The sequence below is a fragment of the Hymenobacter sp. UYP22 genome, from assembly GCF_040547285.1.
Taxonomy (GTDB): domain Bacteria; phylum Bacteroidota; class Bacteroidia; order Cytophagales; family Hymenobacteraceae; genus Hymenobacter.
The window spans coordinates 126,675-151,971 of sequence record NZ_JBEPPK010000001.1 but is presented as its reverse complement, the minus strand read 5'-3'; the positions used below and the strand labels follow the sequence as shown (position 1 = coordinate 151,971).

Annotated in this window: 24 protein-coding genes; 14 read left to right on the top strand and 10 right to left on the bottom strand. The window is 58.7% G+C overall.

Annotation, left to right across the window (positions count from 1 at the left end):
* Positions 1–181: 181 nt before the first annotated feature.
* From ABIB60_RS00740 to hisIE, 7 genes are all read left to right on the top strand, one after another.
* Positions 182–613 carry a hypothetical protein gene (locus tag ABIB60_RS00740; RefSeq protein ID WP_354577026.1) on the top strand — a complete coding sequence of 144 codons (432 nt, stop codon included), beginning with the start codon at positions 182–184 and terminating at the stop codon, positions 611–613.
* Between the two features lie 63 nt (positions 614–676).
* Entirely contained in the window at positions 677–1,789 is a 1,113-nt protein-coding gene (hisB, locus tag ABIB60_RS00735) for a bifunctional histidinol-phosphatase/imidazoleglycerol-phosphate dehydratase HisB (RefSeq protein WP_354577024.1), read from the top strand.
* A gap of 222 nt (positions 1,790–2,011) precedes the next feature.
* On the top strand, positions 2,012–2,602 hold the full coding sequence (gene hisH, locus ABIB60_RS00730; protein ID WP_354577022.1) for an imidazole glycerol phosphate synthase subunit HisH: 591 nt from the start codon (positions 2,012–2,014) through the stop codon (positions 2,600–2,602).
* A 154-nt stretch (positions 2,603–2,756) separates the two neighbouring features.
* Positions 2,757–3,473: a 1-(5-phosphoribosyl)-5-[(5-phosphoribosylamino)methylideneamino]imidazole-4-carboxamide isomerase gene (hisA, locus tag ABIB60_RS00725; protein WP_354577021.1), complete on the top strand. Its 717-nt coding sequence runs from the start codon at positions 2,757–2,759 to the stop codon at positions 3,471–3,473.
* A 14-nt stretch (positions 3,474–3,487) separates the two neighbouring features.
* A complete protein-coding gene (locus ABIB60_RS00720; RefSeq protein WP_354577020.1) occupies positions 3,488–3,928 on the top strand; it encodes a hypothetical protein in 441 nt (146 codons plus the stop codon).
* 19 nt (positions 3,929–3,947) lie between these two features.
* Positions 3,948–4,706: an imidazole glycerol phosphate synthase subunit HisF gene (gene hisF, locus ABIB60_RS00715; RefSeq protein ID WP_354577019.1), complete on the top strand. Its 759-nt coding sequence runs from the start codon at positions 3,948–3,950 to the stop codon at positions 4,704–4,706.
* Between the two features lie 139 nt (positions 4,707–4,845).
* Positions 4,846–5,484: a bifunctional phosphoribosyl-AMP cyclohydrolase/phosphoribosyl-ATP diphosphatase HisIE gene (hisIE, locus tag ABIB60_RS00710; protein WP_354577018.1), complete on the top strand. Its 639-nt coding sequence runs from the start codon at positions 4,846–4,848 to the stop codon at positions 5,482–5,484.
* A gap of 36 nt (positions 5,485–5,520) precedes the next feature.
* Here the strand turns inward: hisIE and ABIB60_RS00705 are convergent, their stop codons facing one another.
* Positions 5,521–6,084 carry a hypothetical protein gene (locus ABIB60_RS00705; protein ID WP_354577017.1) on the bottom strand — a complete coding sequence of 188 codons (564 nt, stop codon included), beginning with the start codon at positions 6,082–6,084 and terminating at the stop codon, positions 5,521–5,523.
* A gap of 190 nt (positions 6,085–6,274) precedes the next feature.
* Positions 6,275–6,910, bottom strand: coding sequence for a hypothetical protein (locus tag ABIB60_RS00700; RefSeq protein ID WP_354577016.1), 636 nt, complete (start codon positions 6,908–6,910; stop codon positions 6,275–6,277).
* 119 nt (positions 6,911–7,029) lie between these two features.
* Between ABIB60_RS00700 and ABIB60_RS00695 the strand changes: the two genes are divergently transcribed.
* Positions 7,030–7,809: a glycosyltransferase gene (locus tag ABIB60_RS00695; RefSeq protein ID WP_354577015.1), complete on the top strand. Its 780-nt coding sequence runs from the start codon at positions 7,030–7,032 to the stop codon at positions 7,807–7,809.
* Positions 7,810–7,821: 12 nt separating this feature from the next.
* A complete protein-coding gene (locus ABIB60_RS00690) occupies positions 7,822–8,484 on the top strand; it encodes a lipid-A-disaccharide synthase N-terminal domain-containing protein (protein WP_354577014.1) in 663 nt (220 codons plus the stop codon).
* A 487-nt stretch (positions 8,485–8,971) separates the two neighbouring features.
* On the opposite strand, the gene ABIB60_RS00685 is transcribed toward ABIB60_RS00690, so the two are convergent.
* Positions 8,972–9,979: a GDP-mannose 4,6-dehydratase gene (locus ABIB60_RS00685; protein ID WP_354577013.1), complete on the bottom strand. Its 1,008-nt coding sequence runs from the start codon at positions 9,977–9,979 to the stop codon at positions 8,972–8,974.
* Positions 9,980–10,157: 178 nt separating this feature from the next.
* Here ABIB60_RS00685 and ABIB60_RS00680 point away from each other — a divergent pair, with 178 nt between their 5' ends.
* A complete protein-coding gene (locus tag ABIB60_RS00680) occupies positions 10,158–11,081 on the top strand; it encodes a glycerophosphodiester phosphodiesterase (RefSeq protein WP_354577012.1) in 924 nt (307 codons plus the stop codon).
* A gap of 70 nt (positions 11,082–11,151) precedes the next feature.
* Complete coding sequence (locus ABIB60_RS00675; RefSeq protein ID WP_354577011.1) at positions 11,152–12,825, top strand: ArnT family glycosyltransferase; 1,674 nt, start codon at positions 11,152–11,154, stop codon at positions 12,823–12,825.
* Between the two features lie 306 nt (positions 12,826–13,131).
* On the opposite strand, the gene ABIB60_RS00670 is transcribed toward ABIB60_RS00675, so the two are convergent.
* The 5 genes from ABIB60_RS00670 to ABIB60_RS00650 form a co-directional block, all read right to left on the bottom strand.
* Positions 13,132–14,205, bottom strand: a complete 1,074-nt coding sequence (locus tag ABIB60_RS00670; RefSeq protein WP_354577010.1) for a hypothetical protein — start codon at positions 14,203–14,205, stop codon at positions 13,132–13,134.
* Positions 14,206–15,008: 803 nt separating this feature from the next.
* Positions 15,009–16,151 carry a tetratricopeptide repeat protein gene (locus ABIB60_RS00665; RefSeq protein WP_354577009.1) on the bottom strand — a complete coding sequence of 381 codons (1,143 nt, stop codon included), beginning with the start codon at positions 16,149–16,151 and terminating at the stop codon, positions 15,009–15,011.
* A gap of 86 nt (positions 16,152–16,237) precedes the next feature.
* Positions 16,238–18,826 (bottom strand): DNA gyrase subunit A, encoded by a 2,589-nt coding sequence (gene gyrA / locus ABIB60_RS00660; RefSeq protein ID WP_354577008.1) that lies wholly within the window; start codon positions 18,824–18,826, stop codon positions 16,238–16,240.
* Positions 18,827–18,953: 127 nt separating this feature from the next.
* Complete coding sequence (locus ABIB60_RS00655) at positions 18,954–19,208, bottom strand: hypothetical protein (protein WP_354577007.1); 255 nt, start codon at positions 19,206–19,208, stop codon at positions 18,954–18,956.
* 15 nt (positions 19,209–19,223) lie between these two features.
* Entirely contained in the window at positions 19,224–19,907 is a 684-nt protein-coding gene (locus tag ABIB60_RS00650) for an HD domain-containing protein (protein WP_354577006.1), read from the bottom strand.
* Between the two features lie 365 nt (positions 19,908–20,272).
* On the opposite strand from ABIB60_RS00650, the gene ABIB60_RS00645 reads away from it, so the two are divergent.
* From ABIB60_RS00645 to ABIB60_RS00635, 3 genes are all read left to right on the top strand, one after another.
* On the top strand, positions 20,273–21,721 hold the full coding sequence (locus ABIB60_RS00645; protein ID WP_354577005.1) for a L,D-transpeptidase family protein: 1,449 nt from the start codon (positions 20,273–20,275) through the stop codon (positions 21,719–21,721).
* Positions 21,722–21,893: 172 nt separating this feature from the next.
* On the top strand, positions 21,894–22,466 hold the full coding sequence (locus ABIB60_RS00640) for a fasciclin domain-containing protein (RefSeq protein ID WP_354577004.1): 573 nt from the start codon (positions 21,894–21,896) through the stop codon (positions 22,464–22,466).
* A 227-nt stretch (positions 22,467–22,693) separates the two neighbouring features.
* Positions 22,694–23,344: a flavin reductase family protein gene (locus ABIB60_RS00635; protein ID WP_354577003.1), complete on the top strand. Its 651-nt coding sequence runs from the start codon at positions 22,694–22,696 to the stop codon at positions 23,342–23,344.
* Between the two features lie 21 nt (positions 23,345–23,365).
* Here the strand turns inward: ABIB60_RS00635 and ABIB60_RS00630 are convergent, their stop codons facing one another.
* Positions 23,366–23,962: a Maf family nucleotide pyrophosphatase gene (locus ABIB60_RS00630; RefSeq protein ID WP_354577002.1), complete on the bottom strand. Its 597-nt coding sequence runs from the start codon at positions 23,960–23,962 to the stop codon at positions 23,366–23,368.
* Positions 23,955–25,277, bottom strand: coding sequence for a DUF1015 domain-containing protein (locus ABIB60_RS00625; protein ID WP_354577001.1), 1,323 nt, complete (start codon positions 25,275–25,277; stop codon positions 23,955–23,957). The genes ABIB60_RS00630 and ABIB60_RS00625 overlap by 8 nt, the downstream gene beginning before the upstream one ends.
* Positions 25,278–25,297 lie beyond the last annotated feature (20 nt).

Below are 25,297 nucleotides of genomic sequence, written 5' to 3'. Positions count from 1 at the left end.
TAGCAGGTTTCTAACTATGGATTCATCTTCAACCGCTCGTTTCAAGGATCAGAATAAGATCCTTAGACATTTTAAAGAGCGTATTACGGTTTGCTGCCCTAAGTGCGAGGGGCGAGGTGAAGTGGTAACAGACTTCACTACGTACAATAGTCGATTCCACTGTCTGAACTGCTTTCATCAGATGGAGAAAAGCCTAGTATTTTTTGATTTGGTGTTGAAGGTGTACTGTAATCAGTGTTCCCATAAAATTGTAGTAGAAACCTCTGAGGTCAAGCAAAAGAAGGAATCCATCAGAGTGCGTTGCTCTGAGTGTGGAGGAGTTGAATCATACAAGCCAACTTATATCGCCCACACTGGCTATTCCTACGCTTTTGATGGCGTTGATCCTTTTTTCCAACTGCCGCTCTGGTATCAGGCCTCTTTCAAAGACGAACTGTTTTGGGCATACGGTCCGGAGCACTTGCTCTACCTAGAGCAGTACATCGGAGCCAGATTACGTGAACGAAATCAGCGTCTTTACGCCACAATGGTGGAGCGGCTGCCGCAGTTCATCAAATCCGCTAAGAACCGGGATTCGCTGCTGAAACTGCTGGAGCGCATGAAGCTGAAGTAACCACCAGCTGTCTTTCATTTTGCATACATAACTCTGTCGTTGCCTGACAGGCTTAATCAATTCATGAAAAAAGTACTCTTCATTGACCGGGACGGCACCATCCTCATCGAGCCGCCGACGGATTTCCAGGTGGACGCGCTGACGCGGGAAAAATTTCAGTTTGTGCCCGGTGCCATCACCGGTCTAGCCCGCATTGCCCGCGAACTGGATTACGAGCTGGTGCTGGTGAGCAACCAGGATGGGCTCGGCACCGAGAGCTTCCCGGAGGATACCTTCTGGCCGGCGCACACTATGATGCTCGACGTGCTGCGCTCGGAAGGAGTGGAGTTCGTGCGTGAGCACATCGACCGGAGCTTCCCCCACGAGAACCTGCCTACCCGCAAGCCCGGCACCGGCATGCTCACCCAGTACCTGGGCGAGGGCAGCGGCTACGACCTCAAAAATTCCTTCGTCATCGGCGACCGGCTGACCGACGTGGAGCTGGCCCAGAACCTGGGCTGCCAGTCCATCCTGCTGAAGCCGGAAGGGGAGGGCGACGACCGCGCCGCGCTGACCACCATGAGTTGGGAAAAAATATACCAGTTTCTGCGGCTGCCCGCCCGCACCGCCGTGGTACAACGCGACACGAACGAAACCAAAATCCGCATTGAACTGAACCTCGACGGCAACGGCCGCCCCGAGATGCACACCGGCCTGGGCTTCTTCGACCACATGCTCGACCAGCTCAGTAAGCACTCGGGCGTGGATATGAAAATCACGGTGCAGGGCGACCTGCACATCGACGAGCACCACACCATCGAGGACACGGCCATTGCCCTGGGCGAAGCCTTCACCCAGGCTCTCGGCGACAAGCGCGGCCTGGCCCGCTACGGTTTCTTGCTACCCATGGACGACGTGCTGGCCCAGGCCGCCATCGACTTCTCGGGCCGCCCCTGGATTGTGTGGGATGCCGAGTTCAAGCGCGAGAAAGTAGGGGATATGCCCTGTGAAATGTTTTACCATTTCTTCAAGAGCTTCTCCGACGCCGCCCGCTGCAACCTCAACATCAAAGCCGAGGGCCAGAACGAGCACCACAAGATCGAAGCCATATTCAAGGCCGTAGCCAAGTCCATCAAAATGGCCCTGGTGCGCGACGCCGGCCGCATGGAAATCCCCAGCACGAAAGGCATTTTGTAGTTTATCCATTTGTTTAAACAAATGGATAAAGGGTTGCTCAGGCGTGATTTGCGTGCATAATTGCCATCCTGAATGAAGCGAAAGGCCGTGTTACATTGCACCGGTTCGTGCTGGCATAAAAGGGCCTTCGCTCCATTCAGAATGGCAGATTATCAACCCAAATACCTTTACACATTTGTTTAAACAAAAGAATAGACGCCCGTTGACTTCTCACATTCTCAAATGGAAATAGCCATTATTGATTACAAAGGCGGCAACGTACAGTCGGTGCTGTTTGCGCTGGAACGGCTGGGCGTGCAGGCTACGCTCACGGCCGACCACGACGTGATTCGCCGCGCCGACAAGGTGCTGTTCCCGGGCGAAGGCGAAGCTGCCTCCGCCATGCGGGAGCTGCGGGCCCAGGGGCTGCACGAGCTGCTGCCCACGCTTACACAACCGTTCCTGGGCATCTGCCTGGGCATGCAGCTGCTGGGCCGCCATACCCAGGAAGGCGGGGGCACTGAGCTGCTCGGAATTCTGCCCTTCGACGTGGTGCGGTTCCCGGCCGCGCCGGAGTACAAAGTACCGCACATGGGCTGGAATAACCTGCAGGTGTTGCGTGGTCCGCTATTCGAGGGCCTCAGCGCCGAGGACTACGTGTACTTCGTGCACAGCTACTACGCCCCGGTGGGCGGGTACACCATTGCCGAGGCCGCGTACCCCGCGCCGTTCAGCGCCGCCGTGCAGCACGAGAACTTCTACGCCGTGCAGTTCCACACCGAAAAGAGCGGCCCCGTCGGCACCCGCATCCTGGAAAACTTTCTCAAGCTGTAAGTCCGTGATAAAAGAACGGTCATGCTGAGCTTGGCGAAGCATCTCTACCGCTTCGTTGTGGTAGTACTTGATTACCCCCTCGGTAGAGATGCTTCGCCAAGCTCAGCATAACCGTTCTTTTGATCCGCTATCAGCACTAAGCCCTACATCCAACATGGAAATCATTCCTGCTATTGACCTCATCAACGGCCAGTGCGTGCGCCTGACGGAGGGCGACTTTGCCCAGCAGACCACCTACGACGCCGATCCGCTGGCCGTGGCCCAACGCTTCGAAGCCGCCGGCGTGAAGCGCCTGCACCTGGTGGACCTCGACGGGGCCCGCGCCAAGCGCCCCGTGAACCTGCCCGTGCTTGAGCGCATTGCCCGCCACACCAGCCTGCATATCGACTTCGGGGGCGGGCTGCAGAGTGAGGACGCCGTGCGCCAGGCTTTCGACGCCGGAGCCCGGCAGATTACGGCCGGCAGTATTGCCGTGCGCGAGCCCGAAACTGTGAACGGCTGGCTCCGTGCCTTCGGGGCCGACCGCATCATCATTGGGGCTGACTACCGCGACAACCACATTTCCATCAACGCCTGGGCCGAGCAAAGCGAGCGGACCCTGCGGGAGTTTGTGGAGGGCTACCTGGCCAGCGGAGCGACCACCTTCATCTGCACCGACGTGAGCAAGGACGGCAAGCTCCAGGGCCCGTCGCTGACTACCTACACCGAGCTGCGTGAGCAGCTGCCCGCCGCCCGCCTTATTGCCAGCGGCGGCGTAACCACCATTGCCGACGTGGAGGCCCTGGCCGCCGTGGGCATGCACGGGGCCATCATCGGCAAAGCCATCTACGAAGGCACCATCACCCTGGAGCAGCTGCAGCCTTGGTTGTAGGGTGTAATACTGTTATGGAGCAGCTTCTTAAGGTAAATGTGCTAAGTCTGGATGATGGTGACGGCTTTCTGCATTATGAAATTGCCTTATCTAACGGTGATTCAGCAGCTGCCCTCGACTTCTATGGATACGATGACCAGTTCAAAGACTTTGGAGAGCAACTCAAGAATTTTCCGCTGACTGGCAAAAGCACTGTCAGGCTACAAATAGGAGAAAACTCCCCTAGATGGGCGTACTATATGCTGCTGGAAGTATTCTGCTATCAGCCAAATGGTGCATCTGCCATTCTAGTGGATATCAAGAATCATCGGGAAGCCCCATATAGTTGTGATTGTAAGTTTTATATACTGACGATTCCAGCAGAGCTGAATAGGCTAGGGGCTCTACTCAGTGGTTGGAACCCACGTGAAAAGCCAGTTCTCAACTGGCCCAACTCAAATCAGACAGAAGACTAATCTAGTCAACCACCCAAGCATGCTAACCAAACGAATCATACCCTGCCTCGACGTGAAGGACGGACGCACCGTGAAAGGGGTGCGCTTCGAGGGCCTGCGCGACGCCGGCGACCCGGTAGCTTTGGCCGCCCGCTACGCCCGCGAGGGCGCCGACGAGCTGGTGTTCCTCGATATTACCGCCACCAACCAGAAGCGCGCTACGCTGGTAGCCCTGGTGCGCGACGTGGCCCGGGAGCTGGACATTCCCTTCACGGTAGGCGGCGGCATCGGCACCGTATCCGACGTGGAAGCTCTGCTCATGAATGGTGCTGATAAAGTGAGCATCAACTCGGCCGCTTTGGCGCGTCCTGAGCTGATTGACGAGCTGGCCGCCCGCTTCGGCTCCCAGTGCATCGTGGTGGCCGCTGATGCCCGCTATAACGACGCCGACGGCTGGCAGATCTACACCCGGGCCGGCACTTACAATACGGGCCGCGACGCGGTGCAGTGGTGCCGGGAAGCCGCCGAGCGGGGCGCGGGCGAAATCCTGCTGACCTCTATGAGCAACGACGGCACCAAGGACGGTTTCGCCCTGGACATCACCGGGGCCGTGAGCCGGGCCATCACCATTCCGGTGGTGGCTTCGGGTGGAGCCGGCTCCAAGCAGGACTTCACCAACGTGTTCCAGCAGGCTCATGCCGACGCCGGCCTGGCCGCCAGCATCTTCCACTTCGGTGAAATCGGCATCCGCGAACTGAAAGAACACCTGCGCCAGGACGGCATTGCCGTGCGGCTGTAACTTGTTGAGTGATGAAGTGAGGAAGTAAATGGTGATGAGGTAACCCAGAAATTAGTTGTTTCTCTATGCAACGCCGGTCCCTTAATACCTTGCTTTTCACCTCATCACCTCATCACCTCATCACCTCATCTCTTAAAACATGGATTTTGCCAAAATGCCCGATGGGCTGATTCCGGTGATTGTGCAGGATGCCCACACGGGGCAGGTGCTGATGCTGGGCTACCAGAACGAGGAAGCGCAGCGCGTGACCCGCCAGACGGGCCGCGTGACGTTCTTCTCCCGCTCCAAGCAGCGCCTCTGGACCAAGGGCGAAACCTCCGGCAACTACCTCACCGTGGTGAGTGAGCACGAGGACTGCGACCAGGACGCCCTGCTCATCCTGGCCCGCCCCGACGGCCCCACCTGCCACCGGGGTACCACCAGCTGCTTCGAGCAGCCCCGGCAGACGCGCTACCCGGCCCCGGCCGTGAGCTTCGTGGCGGAGCTGGAGCGCCTGGTGCAGCGTCGTTACCAGCACCCCGACGAAGACCCCAAGTCGTACACTGCCTCTCTATTCCGTAAGGGAATGCCCAAAATCGCCCAGAAAGTAGGAGAGGAGGCCGTGGAAACCGTCATCGACGCGGTAGGCGGCAACGTGGAGGGCCTGAAAGGCGAGGCCGCCGACCTGCTCTACCACCTGCTGGTGCTGCTGACGGCCTCCGGCCTGTCGATGGAGGATGTGGTGGACGTGCTCAAGCAGCGCCACACCACCATTTCCGGCGGGGTGCGGCGGGAGTAGATTGCGGGTTGGAGCGGTTTTGCTTAAGAAGGAAGCTTAAAAGGCGTATCCTATTTCCAGGTCGGAAGCGGTAGTAACGTGAACGTCTAGTCCACCTTTGCCGGGCCGGTTAGAAACCGCAACGGCTGTTGAGCGGGGGGTATAGTCGAATCCGGTACTACCGCTCAGCAGCCAGCGGCCCTTGCGCAGCTGGTAGCCGATGCGAGTGGTGAGGGGTACGTGCACCTGAATGCTGCTGACATATCCCCCCGGACTGTTACTGTCCTGCTGAAATTCCTCCGCAACGGCCTGGAGGCCGGCTCCTACGAACAAGCCGGCTCCGGGGCGTCGCAGGGGCCATAAAAAATAGCGCAGCTGAGAGGTAAGCAAGGCACTGTTGTAAACGCCCCGGCTTTCCCTTACTGACTCGTATTGTCCGCTAACGGGGTTGAGTACGACGGTATAGCGACTCGTATTTCGATGGATGCCGCCCAGGCCCAGGCGCAAGCCAAGACGCGCCGTGAGCAGCCGCTCATACGTGAGGCCGGCGTAGTGGGTCAAGCCCCCATATTCGGCTCGGTGTAAGCCCAGATATAGAGCATGGTGAAGCGCAGGATGCACAAGTGAATCGGGCGGTGATGATGGAGATGCCAGCAGTACAGCCGCTGTTAAATGGACAAGCATAAAGGGCTTAAGATAAGATGAGTTTTCAGGAAGATGGCTGGAGAACGGCGTGTAGGCTATATGTAGTATAGCCTATAAACTGATTATTCAAGAGCTTTTCTGCCGCGTTCCGCTTCTACCCGGTGGCTCAAAACCTGTAACCCAACTGCAGCCCGGCACCTCGGTTCAGGGGCTGATATCTGGCCTGGGTGTTGCGGGAAAGGGCCCGCCGCAAAATTTCCGTTCCCACAAACGTATCCAGCACGAGCCGTGAGCCGAGGCCCCATTGACGACCTAATTGGAGCTGAGGCTGCAGCCGGGTAACTGCGGAGTAGGCTACGTAGGCCGCCGTGGTGGGCGTGGGTCCATATTCGCGGGTAGTGCGAACGTGTGAGCCGTGCAGAACCAGGGCGGCATACCAACCAGTCAGGGGCCGGCCAGCGGTTCGCCGCCGGAAGTAGTACCGGGCCTGCACATCCACGTTGTAGTACCGGTTCACTCCCTGCTCAACCGTGGGCTGCTGCTGCCCGGCCGCATTGGTGTACCACAAGCCGTAGGAAGTATAGTGCTGGGGGAAATAGCCCAACGTGGTGCTAAGACTCCAGCGGGCCGGTAGCCACCGTTCATAGCTAAGTGCCACGTCGGGCTGCTCAAATACGCGCAGCCCAATTTTAAGCGCTTGTTTACTGGTTTGAGGAGGAGTTTCGGGCTCAAGCGTCTGGGCTTGGGCCACGAGAGCGGGTAGAGAAAGCAGGGCCAGCAGGCCGCTTAGTCGGTAGGGCATAGAACCTATTCGGATAGCTGGCAGTAAGATACTGCCGCTAGATGAATGGTTGCAGCCTGGCGCACCTATTCGCTACCAAACCTTCCGTACCTTGCGCCCCCGATTCACCCTCCGTTTCTATGTCTGCTCCCGACCACGCTGCCTACCTTGCCTCCCAAAGTCTGACGGTCCTTGTGCCCGTGTACAACGAAGAAGAAAGCCTGGGGCAGTTTGTAGTGGAGATGGATAAGTTCCTGACTCAGACGCCGGTGCCGACCACCGTGCTGTTCGTGAACGATGGATCGACCGATGGCTCCCTGGCTATTCTGCGCGCGGTGTGCCAGCAGAAATCCGCCTACGAGTTCATTAGCCTGAGCCAGAACCGGGGCCTGAGCACGGCCGTGAAAGCCGGCATCGACCACGCCCGCACCACCCTGATCGGCTACATCGACTCCGATATTCAAACCACGCCCCTGGATTTTCTCACCTTTTTCGAATTTTTTCCGGAGTTCGATATGGTAAACGGTATCCGCAGCAAGCGCCAGGATACGGTGGTCAAGAAGCTCTCCTCCAAAATTGCCAATGGGGTGCGCCGCACGCTCATCAACGACGGCATTCAGGATACCGGCTGCCCGCTGAAAATCATCAAAACCGAGCACGCCCGCCGCCTTCCGCTGTTTCACGGCATGCACCGCTTTCTGGGGGCGCTGGTGCAGCTGCAGGGCGGGCGCGTGAAGCAGCTGCCGGTGCGTCACTTTCCGCGCTTTGCCGGCACGGCCAAGTATAACCTCTGGAACCGGGCCTGGAAACCTTTGGTCGATACATTTGGTTTCCGCTGGATTCGCTCACGCTGGAAAAACTACGAAATTGGGGAAGCGCACCGCCAGCAGGCCGGGGCGGTAGCCACCACGGGCAAGTAAGCGCCGGGCCCTATGACGTCGCAAACGGTTGCCCTGGGCATTGGGCTGGTGTCGCAGCTGCTGTTTTCCAGCCGCATTGTGCTGCAGTGGATCCAGAGTGAGCGGGCCAAGCGGGTGCTGGTGCCCACGCTGTTCTGGCAAATCAGCCTGGTATCGTCCTTTCTGATGATTGTGTACGGCATTCTGCGCCACGACCCGGTCATTCTGGGCGCGCAGCTGATCAGCTACGCCATCTACATCCGCAACCTGCAGCTGCTGAAGGAGTGGGACAAGCTCAACCCCTGGTTCCGGGCCGGCGCCTACGCGTTTCCGGTGGCCATGCTGGCCTGGTTTGTTGCCGGTAACCAGCACTTCAGCCTGCAGGCCATGCTGGGCAGCCGCATTCCGGGCGGACTGCTGGCGCTGGGCGCGGTGGGGCAAACCATTTTCCTGCTCCGCTTCGTGTACCAGTGGATCTACTCCGAGCGCAAAGGCGAGTCGTCGTTGCCCCTGAGTTTCTGGGTAATCAGCTTTGTGGGCTCGGTGTTGATTCTGGTGTATGCCTTTCTACGCCTCGATGCGGTGCTGATTATTGGTAACGTGTTCGGTACGGTAGTGTATGCCCGCAACATTGTATTGCTGCGCCGCGAATTGCGCCGCACGGGTACAGATGAACTCAGAGCGCCAGTGGGGTAGAGATGGTGTTACCCGTACCAAAAAGGGGGCGCGGTGCTTGATAATTACCGCGCCCCCTTTTTGGTAGGTGCAAGCCGCGAATACCTCCTATCTGGCCCGTTGTGGGCGCAACATGCGTGCGTATCTTTGAGCCAAGCGTACGGTAAACACCCCGCCAACACGGTAGCCTATAATACGGCGAAACCCCGACTGTTGGCGCAATCGGGGTTTCAAGAAGTGGGTGCCTACACACCCTGTCTTCTTCAACCAATGAGAAAGGTGCGTACGAACCCGAAGCAAACCGTGAGGCGGTTTCTTCGGGAGAACAAGTCCCTGCTTTTGCAGGTGACGCTGTTTGTGGTAAAAGAGTGGCTACTGCCGCTGCTGCACCACTGGTAACAGGTTCGAATAGGGGGCGGGGCGATACGCTCAGCCCCCTATTTTATGGTCGGCCGTTTGCCGCCCTACAAACATACGGGGTTCGAAGAAGTTTGGTGCAACCCCCACCTCAAAATTTGTGATCTACGGCCACGGCCCCCGGCTCGAGCCAGGAAGTTTGGTCCAGCCACTGCACAAATTCGGTGAGGCCCGCTTCCAGGGTAGTCTGGGGGGAATAGCCCAGCAGCTGGCGGGCTTTGCTGATATCGGCGTAGGTAATGTCTACGTCGCCGGCCTGCATGGGCTGAAATGCCAGTTGGGGCTCTTCCCCCACGGCCTCGCCCACGGCGGCAATCAGGTCCAGCAATGCCACCGGCCGGCTGTTGCCCAGGTTTACGGTTTCGTACACGCCGGTATGCGTGAGCAGGTAGTGCACACCCCGCACGATGCCCTCCACGGTATCCCGGACAAAGGTATAGTCGCGGGCCGTGCTACCGTCGCCGAACACCGGAATGGGCTGCCCGGCCCGCAACAGCCGCACAAACTTATGAATGGCCAGGTCGGGCCGCTGCCGGGGGCCGTACACGGTAAAGAACCGGGCATTGAGCACGTCCAGCCCGTGCAGGTGGTGGTAGGTGTAGGTGAGCTGTTCCCCGCTGAGCTTGGAGGCGGCGTAGGGCGAGATACAGGCGGCCAGCAGGTTCATATCCTCCCGGAAGGGCTGCTGGCGGGTGTTGCCGTACACGGAGGAGGAGGAGGCAAAAAACAGCTTGCCAATAGCGCGGTGCCGCATCCACTCCAGCAGGTAGGTGGTGCCCAGCACGTTGTTTTCCAGGTAGCCGATGGGGTCCTGCACGGAAGGGCCCACGCCGGCTTTGGCGGCCAGGTGTACTACGGCCTCAATGGGGTCGGCGGGCAGGGCATCCACCAGGGCATCCAGGCCCCGGCGCAAGTCAACCTCGTGGAAGCTAAAGCGGGGGTGGGCCAGGCAGGTAGCCAGGTTTTGCTCCTTGAGGGGGCGGTTGTAAAACGGGTCGAAGTTATCCAGGCCCACCACGCGGTGTCCCTCGAGGAGCAGGCGCTCGGCCAGGTGTGAGCCAATAAAGCCCGCGCAGCCCGTTACCAGAATGGATGCCATGCGTACGATGCAGGGAGAAAAGGGAAGAGGAAAAGAGGGCCTGAAACCAGGCCGGGGCAAAGGTAACCGGAAATGCCCCCCGCCGGTTATTCTGCGTATAGGCCCCGGCCAGCTCGTTACGGGCAAGTGCCGGCCCCTGTTGCCGTCCGGCTTCCTGTTTGCTGCCACCCCCCTAGCTATGCCCCGATTTCCCCTTGCTTCTACCTGCCCCCTGGCCCGGCTGCTGGGGGCCATTCTGCTGGCCATCGGCAGCCCTGGTCCGGGTATAGCCGCCGGCCCGCCACCGGTGCCTGCGGGCCCTGCTCCTGTGGTGATTGGGCACGCGGGTTCGGGCTTTTTTCACTTTTTCAACTCCCTGCCGCCCAGTAGCCTGCGCAGTATCGAGCGGGCTCTGCACCGGGGTGCCGATGGGGTAGAAGTGGATGTTCGGCTTAGCCAGGACAGCATTCCGGTGCTGTACCACGATAACTCGCTGGCAACGATGACGACCGGCCAGGGTTGCGTAAGCCAGACGCCGGCCGCGGCCCTAACCCAACTGCGCTACCAGGGTGGCTGGCCCCACGACTGGGTGCAGCACGAAAAGCTTCAGACGCTGGAAACCGTGCTGCAGCGGTTACGCCAGGAACCGGTATTCCCTTATGTGCACCTGGATTTGCACGAGGATGACGACTGCAACCACAACGACGAAGTGCGCAGCCGGGCCCTGGCGCGGTGCCTGCGCCGGCTGCTGATTGCCTACCAGGTACCCCCGCAGAAGGTGCTGATTCTGACTACCCGGGCCAGTACTTTGGGGTACCTGCGGCAGCTGCTGCCCCAGGTACCCCTGGGCTACGAGATGAACAATGATTTTGCGGCGGACGTGGCCACGCTGCAGCAGCTCCCGCAGGTGCAGGTGGCCGTGCTGCACAAAGACCGGATTACCCCGGAGCGGGCCGCAGTAATTCACGGCCTGGGCCGGCAGCTGGTGGTGTTTGGCGGGCGCTCGGCCCGGGCCGTTGGCCGGGTGGTGGCCAGTGGCCCCGAGGCCTATGAGGTAGATAATGTGCGGCAGCTGCGGGCTACCCTGCGCCGGCAGAAGCGCCTACCTGACACTACACCGTAACCCCACTTCCCGGCACCACACCCGCTAGCTGGTAGTTGCGGTGTGTCGGCCAGCGCGTTTCTTTGTTGCTATGTCCATACTACATCCCGTATCGTCCCGGTGGGGGCAAGCCGTAGCCGTGCTGCTGGTGAGCAGCTTTAGCTTTTTTATTCACGGCGATGCGCCGGCCGTTAGTCTGATGGAGTCGCGCAACTTTGTAGCGGCCCGCGAAATGGTGGCCGGCGGCTCCTGGCTTATCCCCACCATGAACGGGGAGCTGCGCCTGGCTAAGCCGCCGCTGCCCACCTGGGCTGTAGCAGCCGTGCAGCAGCTTTCCGGCCCCACTGCCGACCTGGGGATGTTGCGGTTGCCGGCGGCGGTGGCGGCGTTGGTACTGGTGCTGTTCTTCTGGGGCCTGGCCCGGGAACTGACGCGCCAGCAGCCGGGGGAAGCCTCGGCCCCGGGCCGTACGGCTTGGCTGGCGGCGTTGGTACTGGCCAGTAGCTTGCTGGTCATCACCACGGGGCGGGAAGGGCAGTGGGATATTTTTGCCAATAGCTTAATGGTCGGAAGCCTGTGGCTGCTGGTGCGCGGGTGGCAGCGGGAGCGGGGAGTAGTAGATATTCTGCTGGGGGGCTTGCTGGCGGGGTTATCCATGCTCAGTAAAGGGCCGGTGCCCCTATACGCGGTTCTGCTCCCGTTTCTACTGGCTTTTCTTGTGCAGCAACCCCAACGGCGCCGGCTCGTGGTCCGACAGGGCAGCGCTACGCTGGGAGCCGGTGTGCTGGCCCTTCTGGTGGGCGGCGCGTGGCCCCTGTATATCTGGCTGAAGGTAGCACCCGTGGCCTTGCACGTCGCCCGCACCGAAATGTCTTCCTGGGCCGACCGCCATGTGCAGCCCTTCTGGTATTACTGGTCGTTCTTCGCTTTTACCGGGCTCTGGGCGCTGGTGGCCCTGGCCGGGCTCGTAGCCCCGTATGCCCGGGCCCGGGCCGGTCGTTTTGTGCCGTACGCGCTGGCCCTGGCCTGGGTGGTGGGTGGCCTGGTGCTGCTAAGCCTGGTACCGGAAAAGAAAGAGCGGTATATGCTGCCCCTGATGCCACCATTGGCGTTACTTGTGGCTGGCCTCATCCGCTACTGGGAAAGCACTGCCCGCCCGGCCCTGGCCAAAGCAGATGTGGGGCTGATTCGCAGTTGGGGGGCATTACTGGCTCTGGTGGCGGCCGCGTTACCAGTGATTATGGGGGTGGTCGGCCTCCCGGGTTTTACTATCGGCTCCACCCGTTGGGCCTGCGTGGTCGGTATTTGCAGTGGGCTGGTGGTGTGGGTGTTAGGGCAGGGGGTGCGCCGGCTACAGCCGCGGGTGCTGACCGGGGCTACAATCGTCTTCACGGCTAGCGTGTTGGCGTTGCTGATGCCCGCATACCCGGCCTGGGAGGCCCGTAAGGATACGCCTGGGCTAGCTCATATCCAGGATGTCCGTACCTGGCCCCAGGCGCGGGGCCTAGCCGACTGGCGCAGTCTGGATACCCTGCACGTAAAGCAGGCGTGGAGCGCGGGCCGAACCGTACCTGTCTGGCATCCCTCACTTATGGACCTACAAAACCTGAAGAAGCCAGTGTTGGTGCTGGCGGGCTCGCCGGTACCAGCTAAACTACCAGCTGGCTGGCAACAAAGCGTGCGAGTGCAACGCCTTGACAGCTTTTATCTGGGCCGGAATGAAAAATCAGGCTACTGGCATGTATCCAGAATAGATCCTATTTGATAAAGCACAGCAAATTTAAAAACTAATTGATTTATAGTGATTTACTTTAAATATAAGTTAACATAATAAATAAATGGAATTAAGCCTAAAGATTATGGACACTAACTAATGGAAGTAGGGGGTGTGAATTCACTCGTCGGCAAACATAGCTTGCTGGTCATCACCACCGAGAAGCGGTTATCAAGAGACGAAAGGAATGGTAGAAGCTCCACACAATACCCTTTCGAAAGTCACTCCACTACTACCCGCCACGGCATCCTAAACTAAGTTGGAATGGGAACCGCCGCGGCGGGTAGTAGTAGTGCGTTAAGCAGACAAGCGTCGGCGAATCTGCTTGATCAGTACTTCCACTACATCCAAGTCATCCAGTTCGTCTACCCGCAGCTGTGTATCTATACCCGGGCCCTGAATCCGAATCGAGTAGCTGGTAGTAGGCTCACTACTTGCCTGGGCGGTTGCTGATACCTCGGATGCTGTTGCGCCCGCCGGTTGGTATGAAGAAGCAGGTACATCAGGAGCGCCCGCGGATATACTGCCAGATCCGGGGGGTATACGGGTGGTAAATACCGCTTCGGGGCCACCGGCAGCTACGTGCGTTGCTTGCGGTATAGCTGGGGCAGTATGCGGAGTTGTAAAATCAGGTACAACCTCCTCTAAATCGTCCGTGTCCAGGCCAAATAAGCTGGACACAGCATCAACGGTGCGCGCAGGAGTAGGCACTGGGGGTACAAAGCTGGCGACGGGAGATAGACTACGGGTAGAAGGTGGATCTGCGTCCTCATTGGGAGTAGGTGTAGAGCGCCCAGCCGAGCTAACGGAGCCAGCAGACGTTCCTGCGGCTCTGAAAAGATTACTAGGCATCTCACCACTGGCTAACTCCCGGCGTGGGGCCTGCTGGGCAGCTAACAGGTCAATATCGGCTAAGACGTTACGCTCATCCATAATACCTGCCATCCGCGCTCCATCGATAAAGGCCTTGGCGACAGTTTGGGCGTTTATCTCTTCTACTCCGAATTCCCGGATCAGCATTACGTCGAACATATGCACAGGAAGCTCCCGATTGCGAAACTTGCGGCATATCTGGTTGAACAGGGGCGGATGCAAAAAGGCTTCCCGGTGGTAAATAAGCTCTTCTTGCTTATCGTACGCATGCTTGATGCGACGAAACAAGTTAGTGGTTGTTAGAAACTCCCGCTTACTGGTGAGTAACCCGAATTTAACGGCTGAACCAATAATGGCTTTAAAGGATCCACTGACCTTTCTATTCAGTTTCCGGGCAGCCGTCTCAATGGCACATTTGCCGCCAGTATCATCAACTATTTCGGCTACTTCCCACGCTCCCTGATACGAGGTGCGAGGATAGTCTATGGTCTTAGGCATATAGGTTAAAAGGAAGAAGTGGCAAGTAATAAAGTAAAAGTATACGGCATATAAGAGAAATCAAACTAAACTAAGTAATAAATAGCAGTATAAAGTATATAAAAGTAAAACCTACTTATACTTTTTGTGCTTTTTTTTACTTTTCAGATATCCATTATAAGTAACACAATTACACTTATACCACAACAACTAGTATATATTTTACCCTCTAACAAGGCCGGGCCAGGGGAGGGCAAGCGAACAACTGTCTGGCCCGGTTACACAGGGCACATAGGCTGCGCTGCTTCGAATTGGCTGAACGTTTCTATACTTCGCAATGCACGTTCTACCTACCTGCTTATACGAGTCGAAGGCCGGTGCTCCTCAAGCCACTCGAATTATGATTTATTAGCGCCTACTTTACTTGTGAACTTGGTCTGCGTAGGTAGGAAGAGATACAAAGGAGAAGAAGGATAAAGAAGTAAAAAGGTGTGGTCTGTGACGTGCCCGTATTCTAGGCTTAAGTATGGTGGTCTAATTTTTTAAAGTGTAGGGCCAAGGATTACATATATAGCCAGTCAGCTTATTGCCGGCACTCACAGCAGCTGATTCAGGTAGAAAGCCAACAGACAGTGGCTAACAATGGAAGTATAATATACAAACACTGTACTGTGCAGTAAGCCTTAGGCAGATGACGCAACTTAGATCGACAGGATATTTCTGTCTTATAATTTATATTATGTTAAGTAATGATTTGGTATAATAGGCCAACACAATGTGCTGGCCTATTATATTCAGTTGCTCCCCTATTGTAGGGTTGCGAGTTACTTCTTTGATGCGTCTAACTTGGCTGACATTTTCTCGGAATCAGCCGTGCGGCCTACGCGCAGGTAAGCCTTCTGCAAGGAAGAAATGGTAGACCGATCATTGGGCTGTGCTTGCAGAGCCTTCTCGAAGTACGGAATCGACTCCTGGAACCACTTCTTACCATCGGCTTCAAACTTCTTCCCGTTCTTGTTATAGTCAGCCAGACTCATCTTGCTGGCCTTCGTGAACAGATCAGCACCTTTGTTGTAGCTGTAAACACCCAGGTTGAAGTTCGCGTCGAAATTGGTTGGGTCAACTTCTACTGCTTTCCGGTACGCTTCCAATGCCTTAACTGGCTGCTTGTCCCCATCCAGGATTGAGCCTTTTACCGCATACAGATTGGAGTTGGTGGGGTCAGCAGCAATGGCCCGGTCAATTTTGTCGAGGGCTTCTTTGCCACGGCCGGCGCTGAGGTACATGTTCAGTTCCTCCAGCATGAAGCTCTTGTTGGTTGGGTACGCTACCAGCGCATCCTGCACTACCTTCAAAGCCGCCGCATCGTCTTTTTCCTGGCGAGCAATCTGCAGCAGACGGCCGTACATCTGCGGCGACTTATAGCCGATGCCCTGGAGCTTACCGTACATTTCCTTTGCTCCGCCGAAATCCTGGTTGGCTTCCGAGGCATACGCGGCATACAGATAGGCCGTGGAATCCTGAGGCCGAATTTGCTGGGCCATGCGGTACGAGTCAATAGCCTTGGCGTAGTCCTTACCGTTGTAGCTTTCCACGCCGGCGTTCAAGGCCAACCCGTACAGGCCGTCGAGCTTAGCAGTAGCCATTTTGCCATATTCGCTGTCCTTGCCCTCGAGGCTCACAGCTTTAGAGTACGACTCAAAAGCCGTTTTGGTGCCCTCCATTACGGGCAACGACTTGCCATAAATAGGACTGGCGACGATGCCCTCGTAGATTTCGCCCCGGGTATACCAGGTTTTGGCTTTGCCCTGAGTTTTTTCGTTGGTAATGGCTTTATCAATTTCAGTGCGGGCCTTGTCCAGCGTGCCTTGCTTCTGGTACAAGATGGCATTGGTTACGGCCGAGTTTTGGGCCGACGCCGTGTGCAGGGCGGCAGCGGCTACAAGAGTCAACAGAGTCTTCTTCATGGGAGTTTTGCTGAAGAATTACAGGTAAAATGAAAGGAGTTGCAAGACAAACGGCAGAACCCGTTGCCGAGTTCTGCCGCTGCAAGTTAATTAGCGCTGATGAAATCCGGGTCCGTGAGGTCCGTCAGGTCCGGGTCCGGCGAATTACCGAGCCCCTCCCCGTCTGCTCCGGTGCCGTTGGGCTCGGCGGCGGCAAACAGGTCCGTTTCCGCGTCCGGGTCTTTTTCCTCGGCCGCCACTTTGGCCACCGAGGAAATTTCGTCGCCCTGGCTGATTTTGAGGAGCCGCACGCCTTGCGTGGCCCGGCCGATGCTGCGCAAATCACTCATGCGCAGGCGAATGGTAATACCCGATTTGTTGATAATCATCAAGTCATCGGTATCATTCACGGCCTTGATGGTCACCAGCTGCCCGGTTTTATCGGTCAGCTTCATGGCGCGCACGCCTTTACCGCCGCGGTTGGTGATGCGGTATTCCTCCAAGGGACTCCGCTTACCGTACCCGTTTTCGGAAACCACCAGCAGCTCATCCTGGCTATCTTTATCAATACAGACCATGCCCACCACTTGGTCGTCGGCCATTTCCTCCGACAAGGTGATGCCGCGCACCCCGGCGGCCGTGCGGCCCATGGAGCGTACTTTCTCCTCGGGGAAACGTACCGCCCGACCCGAGCGCAGGGCCAGCACCACCTCCGAGTTACCGTTGAGCAACTGCACGTCCAGCAGCCGGTCGCCTTCGTTGATGGTAATGGCGTTGATACCGGCGGTACGGGGCCGCGAGTACGCTTCCAGCGGGGTTTTCTTCACGGTGCCCTGCTCGGTGCAGAACATCAGGAAGGTGTTGTCCAAGTAGTCTGGGTCGCGCAGGCCGCGCACGTTCAGGACGGAACGCACGTTGTCTTCACGGGGAATTTCAATCAGATTCTGGATGGGCCGGCCTTTGGTGGCCTTCCCTCCTTCCGGCACTTCATATACTTTCAGCCAGAACACGCGGCCAGCTTCGGTAAAGAACAGCAGGTACTCGTGGGTGGTAGCCACAAACAGGTGCTCGGTAAAGTCATCCTGCTTGGAGGTAGCGCCCCGTACACCTACGCCGCCCCGGCCCTGGGCCCGGTACTCGTCCAGGGGGGTGCGCTTGATGTAGCCTTCGCGGGAGATGGTAATGACCATGCTCTCGTCGGCAATCATGTCCTCCATGGAGAAGTCGCCGCCGGCGTACTCAATGCTGGTGCGGCGGGCGTCGCCGTACCGCTCCCGAATGTCCACGAGTTCCTGGCGGATGATGTCGCGCTGCATGTCATCGGAGGCCAGCACGGCTTTCAGATGGTCAATCAGGGCCATCAGCTCGTTGTATTCCTGCACCAGCTTATCACGCTCCAGCCCGGTGAGGCGCTGCAGACGCATATCCAGAATGGCACGAGCCTGCACCTCACTCAGCGAGAACCGCTCAATGAGCTGGGCCCGGGCCGCGTCCCCGTCCCGGGAACCACGGATCAGGGCAATTACCTCGTCGAGGTGGTCGAGGGCAATGAGCAGACCTTCCAGGATGTGGGCCCGCTTCTGGGCTTCGGCCAGCTCGTAGCGGGTACGGCGCACCACCACATCGGCCCGGTGCTCCACAAAGTAGTGGATCAGGTCCTTGAGGTTGAGCGTCATGGGGCGGCCTTTCACCAGGGCCACGTTATTCACACCGAAAGAAGACTGCAGCTGGGTGTACTTGAACAGGTTGTTCAGGACCACCGTGGGCATGGCGTCCCGCTTCAGGTCGTAGACGATGCGCATACCGTCCCGGTCCGACTCGTCGCGCAGATCGGCAATGCCCTCGATTTTCTTCTCGTTGATGAGGCCGGCGGTTTTCTCAATCATCGAGGCCTTATTCACCATGTAGGGAATTTCGGTCACGACAATCTGCTCCTTGCCAGAGGCGGTGGTTTCGAAGTGGGCTTTGGCCCGCATCACCACCCGGCCCCGGCCGGTTTCAAAGGCCTGCTTTACGCCCTCGTAGCCGTAGATGATACCGCCGGTGGGAAAGTCGGGAGCCGTTACGTGCTCCATCAGCTCGGCAATGGTAATGTCGGGGTTCGAGAGGTAGGCCGTAATGCCGTCTACTACCTCCGTGAGGTTATGCGGGGCCATGTTGGTGGCCATACCCACGGCAATACCGGTGGTGCCGTTCACGAGCAGGTTGGGGAATTTAGCCGGCATCACCGACGGCTCCTCCAGGGAGTCATCGAAGTTAGGCTGGAAATCCACGGTTTCCTTGTCCAGGTCGCCCAGCATCTCGTCGGAGAGGCGCTTGAGGCGGGCTTCGGTGTAGCGCATAGCGGCCGGCGAGTCGCCGTCGATGCTCCCGAAGTTACCCTGCCCATCTACCAAGGGGTAGCGCAGGCTCCACTCCTGGGCCATCCGCACCATGGTGTCGTAGACGGAGGAGTCGCCGTGGGGGTGGTACTTACCGAGCACCTCACCCACGATACGGGCGCTCTTCTTATAGGACTTGTTGTAGGATACGCCCAGCTCCGACATGCCGTAGAGCACGCGTCGGTGCACGGGTTTAAGGCCGTCGCGCACGTCGGGCAGGGCCCGGGAGATGATAACCGACATCGAGTAGTCGATGTAGGCCCCACGCATCTCGTCTTCAATGTTTATCGGAATGATCTTTTCGCCTTCCGCCATAGGGAGAATGTAGTCGGCCGCAGCGGCTCCGAAAAAGGAGCTACCAGGCCCGTGAGAGTGAACTTCGTTAAGCGTGCAAGATAGGCAAAAAACCGCGCTTTACCTAGCCAGAAGCCCGATTTGCGGGCTATTTCAGGGTCTTGCTCCGGTCGTTGTTATGCTTGCCGGTTTCCTGCTTGTGCACCTTGATTTTTTCGCCGATGGCGGGGTTCTGTTTCTTGAACCAGGGCTGCCCCCGGTACTTGGTGCCGCCGTGCAAATGCACCTTGCGGGTGTGGCAGGACGGCATGGGGCAGGTGCGGCAGGACGCCAGCAGGGCGAGCACCAGCAGGGGCAGGAAAAACCGAGGAAAAAACCGGGAGAAGGAAAGTATAAAACGCATGGCGAAAGATAGGCATTAGGACTGGGCTAGATCCTGGCCTTCCCACTCCCGCAGGAACTGGGCCACGAACTGCTCCATGAAGGCGTGGCGCTCCTCGGCCACGCGCCGGGCCGCGGGCGTGTTGAGCCGCTCACGCAGGTGCAGCAGCTTCTCGTAGAAGTGGTTGATGGTGGGCGCGGTATTCTGCTTGTAACTCTCAAAGGTGGCGTGCTGCACTGGCGCCACGGACGCATCGTGCAGGGGGCGGCCCTTGTGGCCCCCGTAGGCAAAGGCCCGGGCCACACCGATGGCTCCAATAGCATCCAGGCGGTCGGCATCCTGCACCAGCTCCCCTTCCACGGAACTCATGGGCGTGGCCACCCCCAGGCCCTTGAAGCTGATTTCCCGGATAATGGCCTCTACCCGCTGAATCACCTCTTCCGGAGCCTGCTGGCTTTGCAGCCACTGCCGGGCCGCCCAGGGGCCGGCCTCCTCGTCGCCACCGTGAAATTTCCAGTCGGCCACGTCGTGCAGCAAAGCGCCCAGTTCGGTGATGAGCAGGTCGGCCCCGGGCGTGTGTTGGGCCAGCCCCCGGGCCACCTGCCACACCCGGCGGATGTGCTCCCAATCGTGGCCGGAGCCTTCGTGCAGGAATTTTTCCCGGATATATGCGGCCGTACGGTCGACCAGCGCGGCCGGGGTTGTGGGGGTAAGAGTCATGGTAGGTGTTGGGTTCAATAAAGCAAGAAACCAAAAGTAGCACGCCGGCGCGGTACCCATTCGGCCCACTTGCCGGCCTGCAGGGCAACTGCCCCAGTCGGTGCAAGTAGTCAGCCCCTTACCCTACTCGCTTTTTCTTACCGGCCAGCCTGGCCCACGCTTAACGAGTCCCGGACACCCTTGAAATTAGGGCACACTATAGGATAATTCCTGTTTTTTACTTAGCTTAAATCAAGGAGAGAGTCAGTCTGCTAAACTCTGCCACTGCCCTACCGTTCCTCTACTCTGCCTATGCTCTAAACACCTACTGTCCGCTTTTCCGTCACCTTCTGACCACGTACTATATGGCTAGGGTAAGAAGCACCGTGCGGTCTGCCATTTTTCTGATTTTCTTCATTGGCTGCGCATTTTCCCTGCTGGCTCATCCGGCCCCGGGAGAATATGATGAAGAAACTGCCCGCGCCGAGCTATCTGCGGCAAAGGCCTCCTTACGCGCCCTGCTCAATACCGAGGCCCGGGGTGCTACGGCGACTTACGCCGCCCTGGGCCTGCGCAACGGTACGGCGGTGCAGGCCTTCTATGCCCGGCACGAGTACGCGGCCCACTGGATCCAGGAAGCCGGCTGGAACGAGCCGGCCCAGCGGGCCCTGGCAGTGCTGGGCCGCGCCGCCGAAATGGGCCTGAACCGCAACCACTACGCCTGGGGTTCCTTGCGGGCCCTGCCCGACTCTTTGCAGTTAACCCGCGCCCGGAGCCGGAGCCAACTGCTGGCCCTCGCCGAGCTGCGCCTGACGGATGCGCTGCTGCAGTACCTGCAGCATGTACAACTGGGCCGGCTTACCCCCCATACCACCGCCCTGTCCCCTCCGCCCGACAGTGCCCGCAGCACCCGCCTGGCAGAACAGCTGGATGCGGTGCTCCAGGCCCCTAGCCTACCGGCCGCCGTGCAGCAGCTGCAGCCGGCCACCCGAGGTTACCAGTTGCTGCAGGCAGCCTGGGCCCGGGCACTACAGACCTCCGCAGCAGATTCGGTACGGCTCATGCAGGACACTGTGGCCGGATTTGGGCGGGTGGCCGTGAACCTGGAGCGCCTGCGCTGGGAAGCCCCCGTCGACTCGGAGTACGCGGTAGTAAATATTCCGGCCTACCGCCTGCAGCTGGTGCGCAACGGGCAGGTGGTGCGCACCCACCGCGTGGTGGTGGGCAAACCGGAGTGGCCAACCCCGGTGCTCAGCGGCCGCATTGTAGTGTTTGTGACGGCCCCGGAATGGCGGGTGCCTTATAGTATTGCCGTGCAGGAGTTTCTGCCGGAGCTGCAGCAGGACCCCGGCTTCCTGTATGACCACCACTACCGGTTATACGACTGGCGGGGCCGTTTGCAAAACCCCTGGCGGGTAAATTGGCAGAAAGTAACGCCCGGCAAGTTTCCCTATACCATCCGGCAGCGGGCCGGTGCTTTCAATGCCCTCGGCAACGTGGTGTTTTACTTTCCTAACCAGCAAACTGTGTTCCTGCACGATACGCCGGCCCGCAGCGCTTTTACCCGCCCCGACAGAGCCCTCAGCCACGGTTGCGTGCGCGTGGAAAAGCCCTTGGAGCTAGCCGAGTATCTGCTGCGCCGGGAAGGAAGGGCCAAAGAACTCACGGCCCTGTACCAGAGCGTGCGGAGCCACGATAAGCAGCGCTTCGACCTGCAGCGGAGCCTGCCAATTTACCTGCGGTATTACACCTGCGAAACGGATAAAGGCAAGCTGGTTTTTCTGCCGGATATTTATCACCAGGATGCCGCCATACAGCTTGCATTACAAAAATAATAAGCAGACTATAAAGTGCGCAAACCGCTAATAACTAGCCGATTTTTAGCACATTTTAGATTTGATTTTCTAACGCAGGCATTTATTTTTAGCCGGAGTAAATCCGGGTAAAGCAATAGTGGCGTAGATGACGGCAAATAGTTCCACCAACAACTTATTTGCCTCTCTCCTCATGAAAAAGCACCTGCTTTCTCTCGCCCTGGTAGCCCTCATGGGCTCAGCTGCTGCTACCTCCGCTACTGCCCAAGCTAAACTTACGCCCGGCACCGTTTCGGTGGGTGGTGAAGCTATGTACCCCAACAAGAACATTGTTGAAAACGCCGTAAACTCGAAAGATCATACCACTCTGGTAGCCGCCGTAAAGGCCGCTGGTCTGGTGGAAACGCTGCAAGGTAAAGGGCCTTTCACGGTATTTGCGCCCACCAATGCCGCCTTCACCGCCCTGCCCGCCGGCACCGTGGAAACTCTGATCAAGCCCGAGAACAAGGCCACACTGACCAAAATCCTGACCTACCACGTGGTAGCCGGCAACATGACGGCCGACAAGATCATGGCGGCTATCAAAGCGGGCAAAGGCACGGCTACCCTTAAAACGGTAAGCGGCGGCACACTGAAAGCCATGATGAACGGGCCGAAAAACGTAGTACTGGTAGATGAAAAAGGAAATATTTCCACTATTTCTACCTACGACGTAATCCAGAGCAACGGCGTAATTCACGTAATTGATAAAGTGCTGATGCCCTAATACTTTTGGCAACTGTATTCTTACACAGCAGGCAGCGTATTTTATTTAAAATACGCTGCCTGCTGTGTGTTTTTATTTACACGTCAATTACAAATAAAATAAAGTTACAAAACAATAGGCTTAACAACTGACAAGGCACTTGGTATCTTAGCTGCTTTACCTACCCTTGCAAACAGTAGTCTGGGCATACAGGTTATAAGGGCAACCTACTCCCAACACCCTGTTGTATGCCCTATTTCAGCGCCGCTGACCTCCCCGAGTTGGAGAAAGTGTACCGGCTAAACTTGATTAACGCCATAACGGGCTTCAAGCCGGCTAACCTACTGGGCACGGCCGACGCCCAGGGCCGCACCAACCTGGCCATCATCAGCTCGGTAGTACACCTCGGCTCCAGTCCGGCCTTACTAGGGCTGGTAATGCGCCCACCCACCGTGGAGCGTCACTCCTACGACAATATCCGCGCTACGGGCTGCTACACCCTGAACCACGTGCATGAGGGTATTGCCCGGGCCGCCCACCTCACCTCCGCCAACTTTCCCCGGGAAGTGTCAGAGTTTGATGCTTGCGGGCTTACCCCGCAGTATGCCGATGATTTCGCGGCCCCGTACGTGCAGGAAAGCCACTTGCGGATCGGGCTGCGGCTGGTGCAGGAGGTACCTCTGGAAATTAACGGCACCGTCTTGCTGATTGGGTCGGTGGAACACCTGTATTTGCCCGACACCGGGGTGCTCCGCCCCGATGGCTCCCTGGACCTGGCGGCCGCCGGCACCGTAGCTCTCAGCGGCCTCGATACCTACTACCAGGCTTCGCCCGTGGCCCGCTACGGCTACGCCCGCCCCAACCAACCCTTGCCGGAGCTGCCCCTGACTATCTTCTGAAGCAACGCAACCAGCGGCTGCTTATACGCCCACGGCTCCCAGCTTCACCAGTTCCTCCCACACCCGGTGCACGGGCAGACCCATCACGTTGAAGTACGACCCTTCCAGGCGGGTTACGGCCACCATCCCAATCCAGTCCTGGGCGCCGTAGGCACCGGCTTTGTCCAGGGGCCGGTACTGGCGCACATAGTGCTCGATTTCGGCTAGCATCAGAGGGCGGAAGTGTACCCGGGTCTGATCAGAGAAAACTACTTGCCGCCCGTCGCCGTGCAGCAGGCACACGCCGGTATACACGTCGTGGGCGCGGCCCTGCAGCCGCAGCAGCATTTGTACGGCCTCGGCCTCATCGGCGGGCTTGTTCAGCACGTCCTCATCCAGGCACACGATGGTATCGGCTGTGATAACCAATTCCTGTGGGGCCAGGTCGGGGGCGTAGGCGGCGGCTTTGTGCGCGGCCAGATACTCGGCCACCTCGGCCCGCACCAGGTGGGGCGGAAAGTTTTCCTCCACTTCCCGCAGGCGGATTTCGTAGTGCAGCCCCAGCTCGGAAAGCAGTTGGCGGCGGCGGGGGGAGTTGGAGGCCAGAATCAGGCGGGGTACCGTGGGGGAATTAGCCATGAAAAGCGGCGTAGAAGGGCGAGTTGGCTTCGGCGTCCTGAATGCTGCTGAACAGAAATCCGCCAATGGTTTTGGGATAGAAAAACGTGGACTTAGGCGGCATAACGGCCCCGGAGTGGCATACCCGTTCTACTTCCGCCATGGTTACCTCGTTGGTAATAAAAGCGGCCCGGGCCTCGCCCCGGTCAACGCGGGTCAGGCACTCGGGAAAGTTGCGCACGTAGGCCACCCCCGTCCACTGCCGCTGCGCCTCCGGCCCCACAATGCCCAGGGCTTTTTCCAGCACGAAGTAATGCAGCACCGTCAAATCCAACGCCTTAACCTCGGAGGTAGTATCCCAGTCTAACTGCGGGTGTACCTCGGGCCGCAGCCGGATTTTGTACACGTGGCCCTCGCCCAGGTAGAGCCCAAAGGCCCAGGGCTTGCCGGCAATGCGTTCGGGCAGGTCGTAGGGGTCGTCCAGGGGCAGCACCGTGAAGTAAGGAGCCAGCCGGGCCAGCAGCTCCGCCTCAGTAAGGCCGCCGGGCAGCTCCAGCAGCAGCCGGTGCGTGGGCAGAATCCGCAGGTCATCGGCGGCGGCGTTGGTCAGGTACATCAGGTGGTAGTTCCAGGCTTCCCGGCCGGTGTAGGCCGCCCCGGCCGCCTGCTGCCGGGCCCGGCGGTAGGCCAAGGAGCCCTCGTAGCGGTGGTGCCCATCGGCCAGAATCACCTGCCGCTGGGCCAGCACCTGCTGAAACCGCCGGATGATGCGCGCATCCTGAATGACGGCCAGCACGTCGCGGGCGCCCTGGTAATCTTCCTCGGTTTGGTAGAGCGGGTTCAGCATGGCCTCGTCCAGGTAGCGCTCCAACTCAAAATCCTCGTCGCGGTAGAGGCCGTGGGTGGCGCTGGTCTGGAACTGGGTACGGGCCAGCAGCTCCGCCCGGTCGTTAACGGCGGCGGGCAGCGTATTCTCGTGGCGCAGCACCACCTCCTCATTCCAGTCGTAGGCCCGGATATGGCACATGAACCCCTTGCGGCAATATTCCCGCGCGCTGCCCGCCAGCCGAAAATACTGGTAATACACGTAGATGCCGGGCAGCTCATCCTGGCGCAGGATGCCCTGCTGCTGCCACTGCTGCAGCCGCAGCTGCGCCTCCCCGGCCGGGTCGTCGCCCCGGGGCACCGACAGGTGAATACTGTTAAGCGGATTGCGGTAGAGCGCCTCCCGCTGCTTTACCGATACCACATCAAACAGCGGCGACACGTAGGCATCTATCTGCTGGCTTAGCTCAGGAGCATAGCGCCAGCCACGGAGGGGTTGAATTTCAGCCAAGGGGAAAGGGAGAGTTAAAA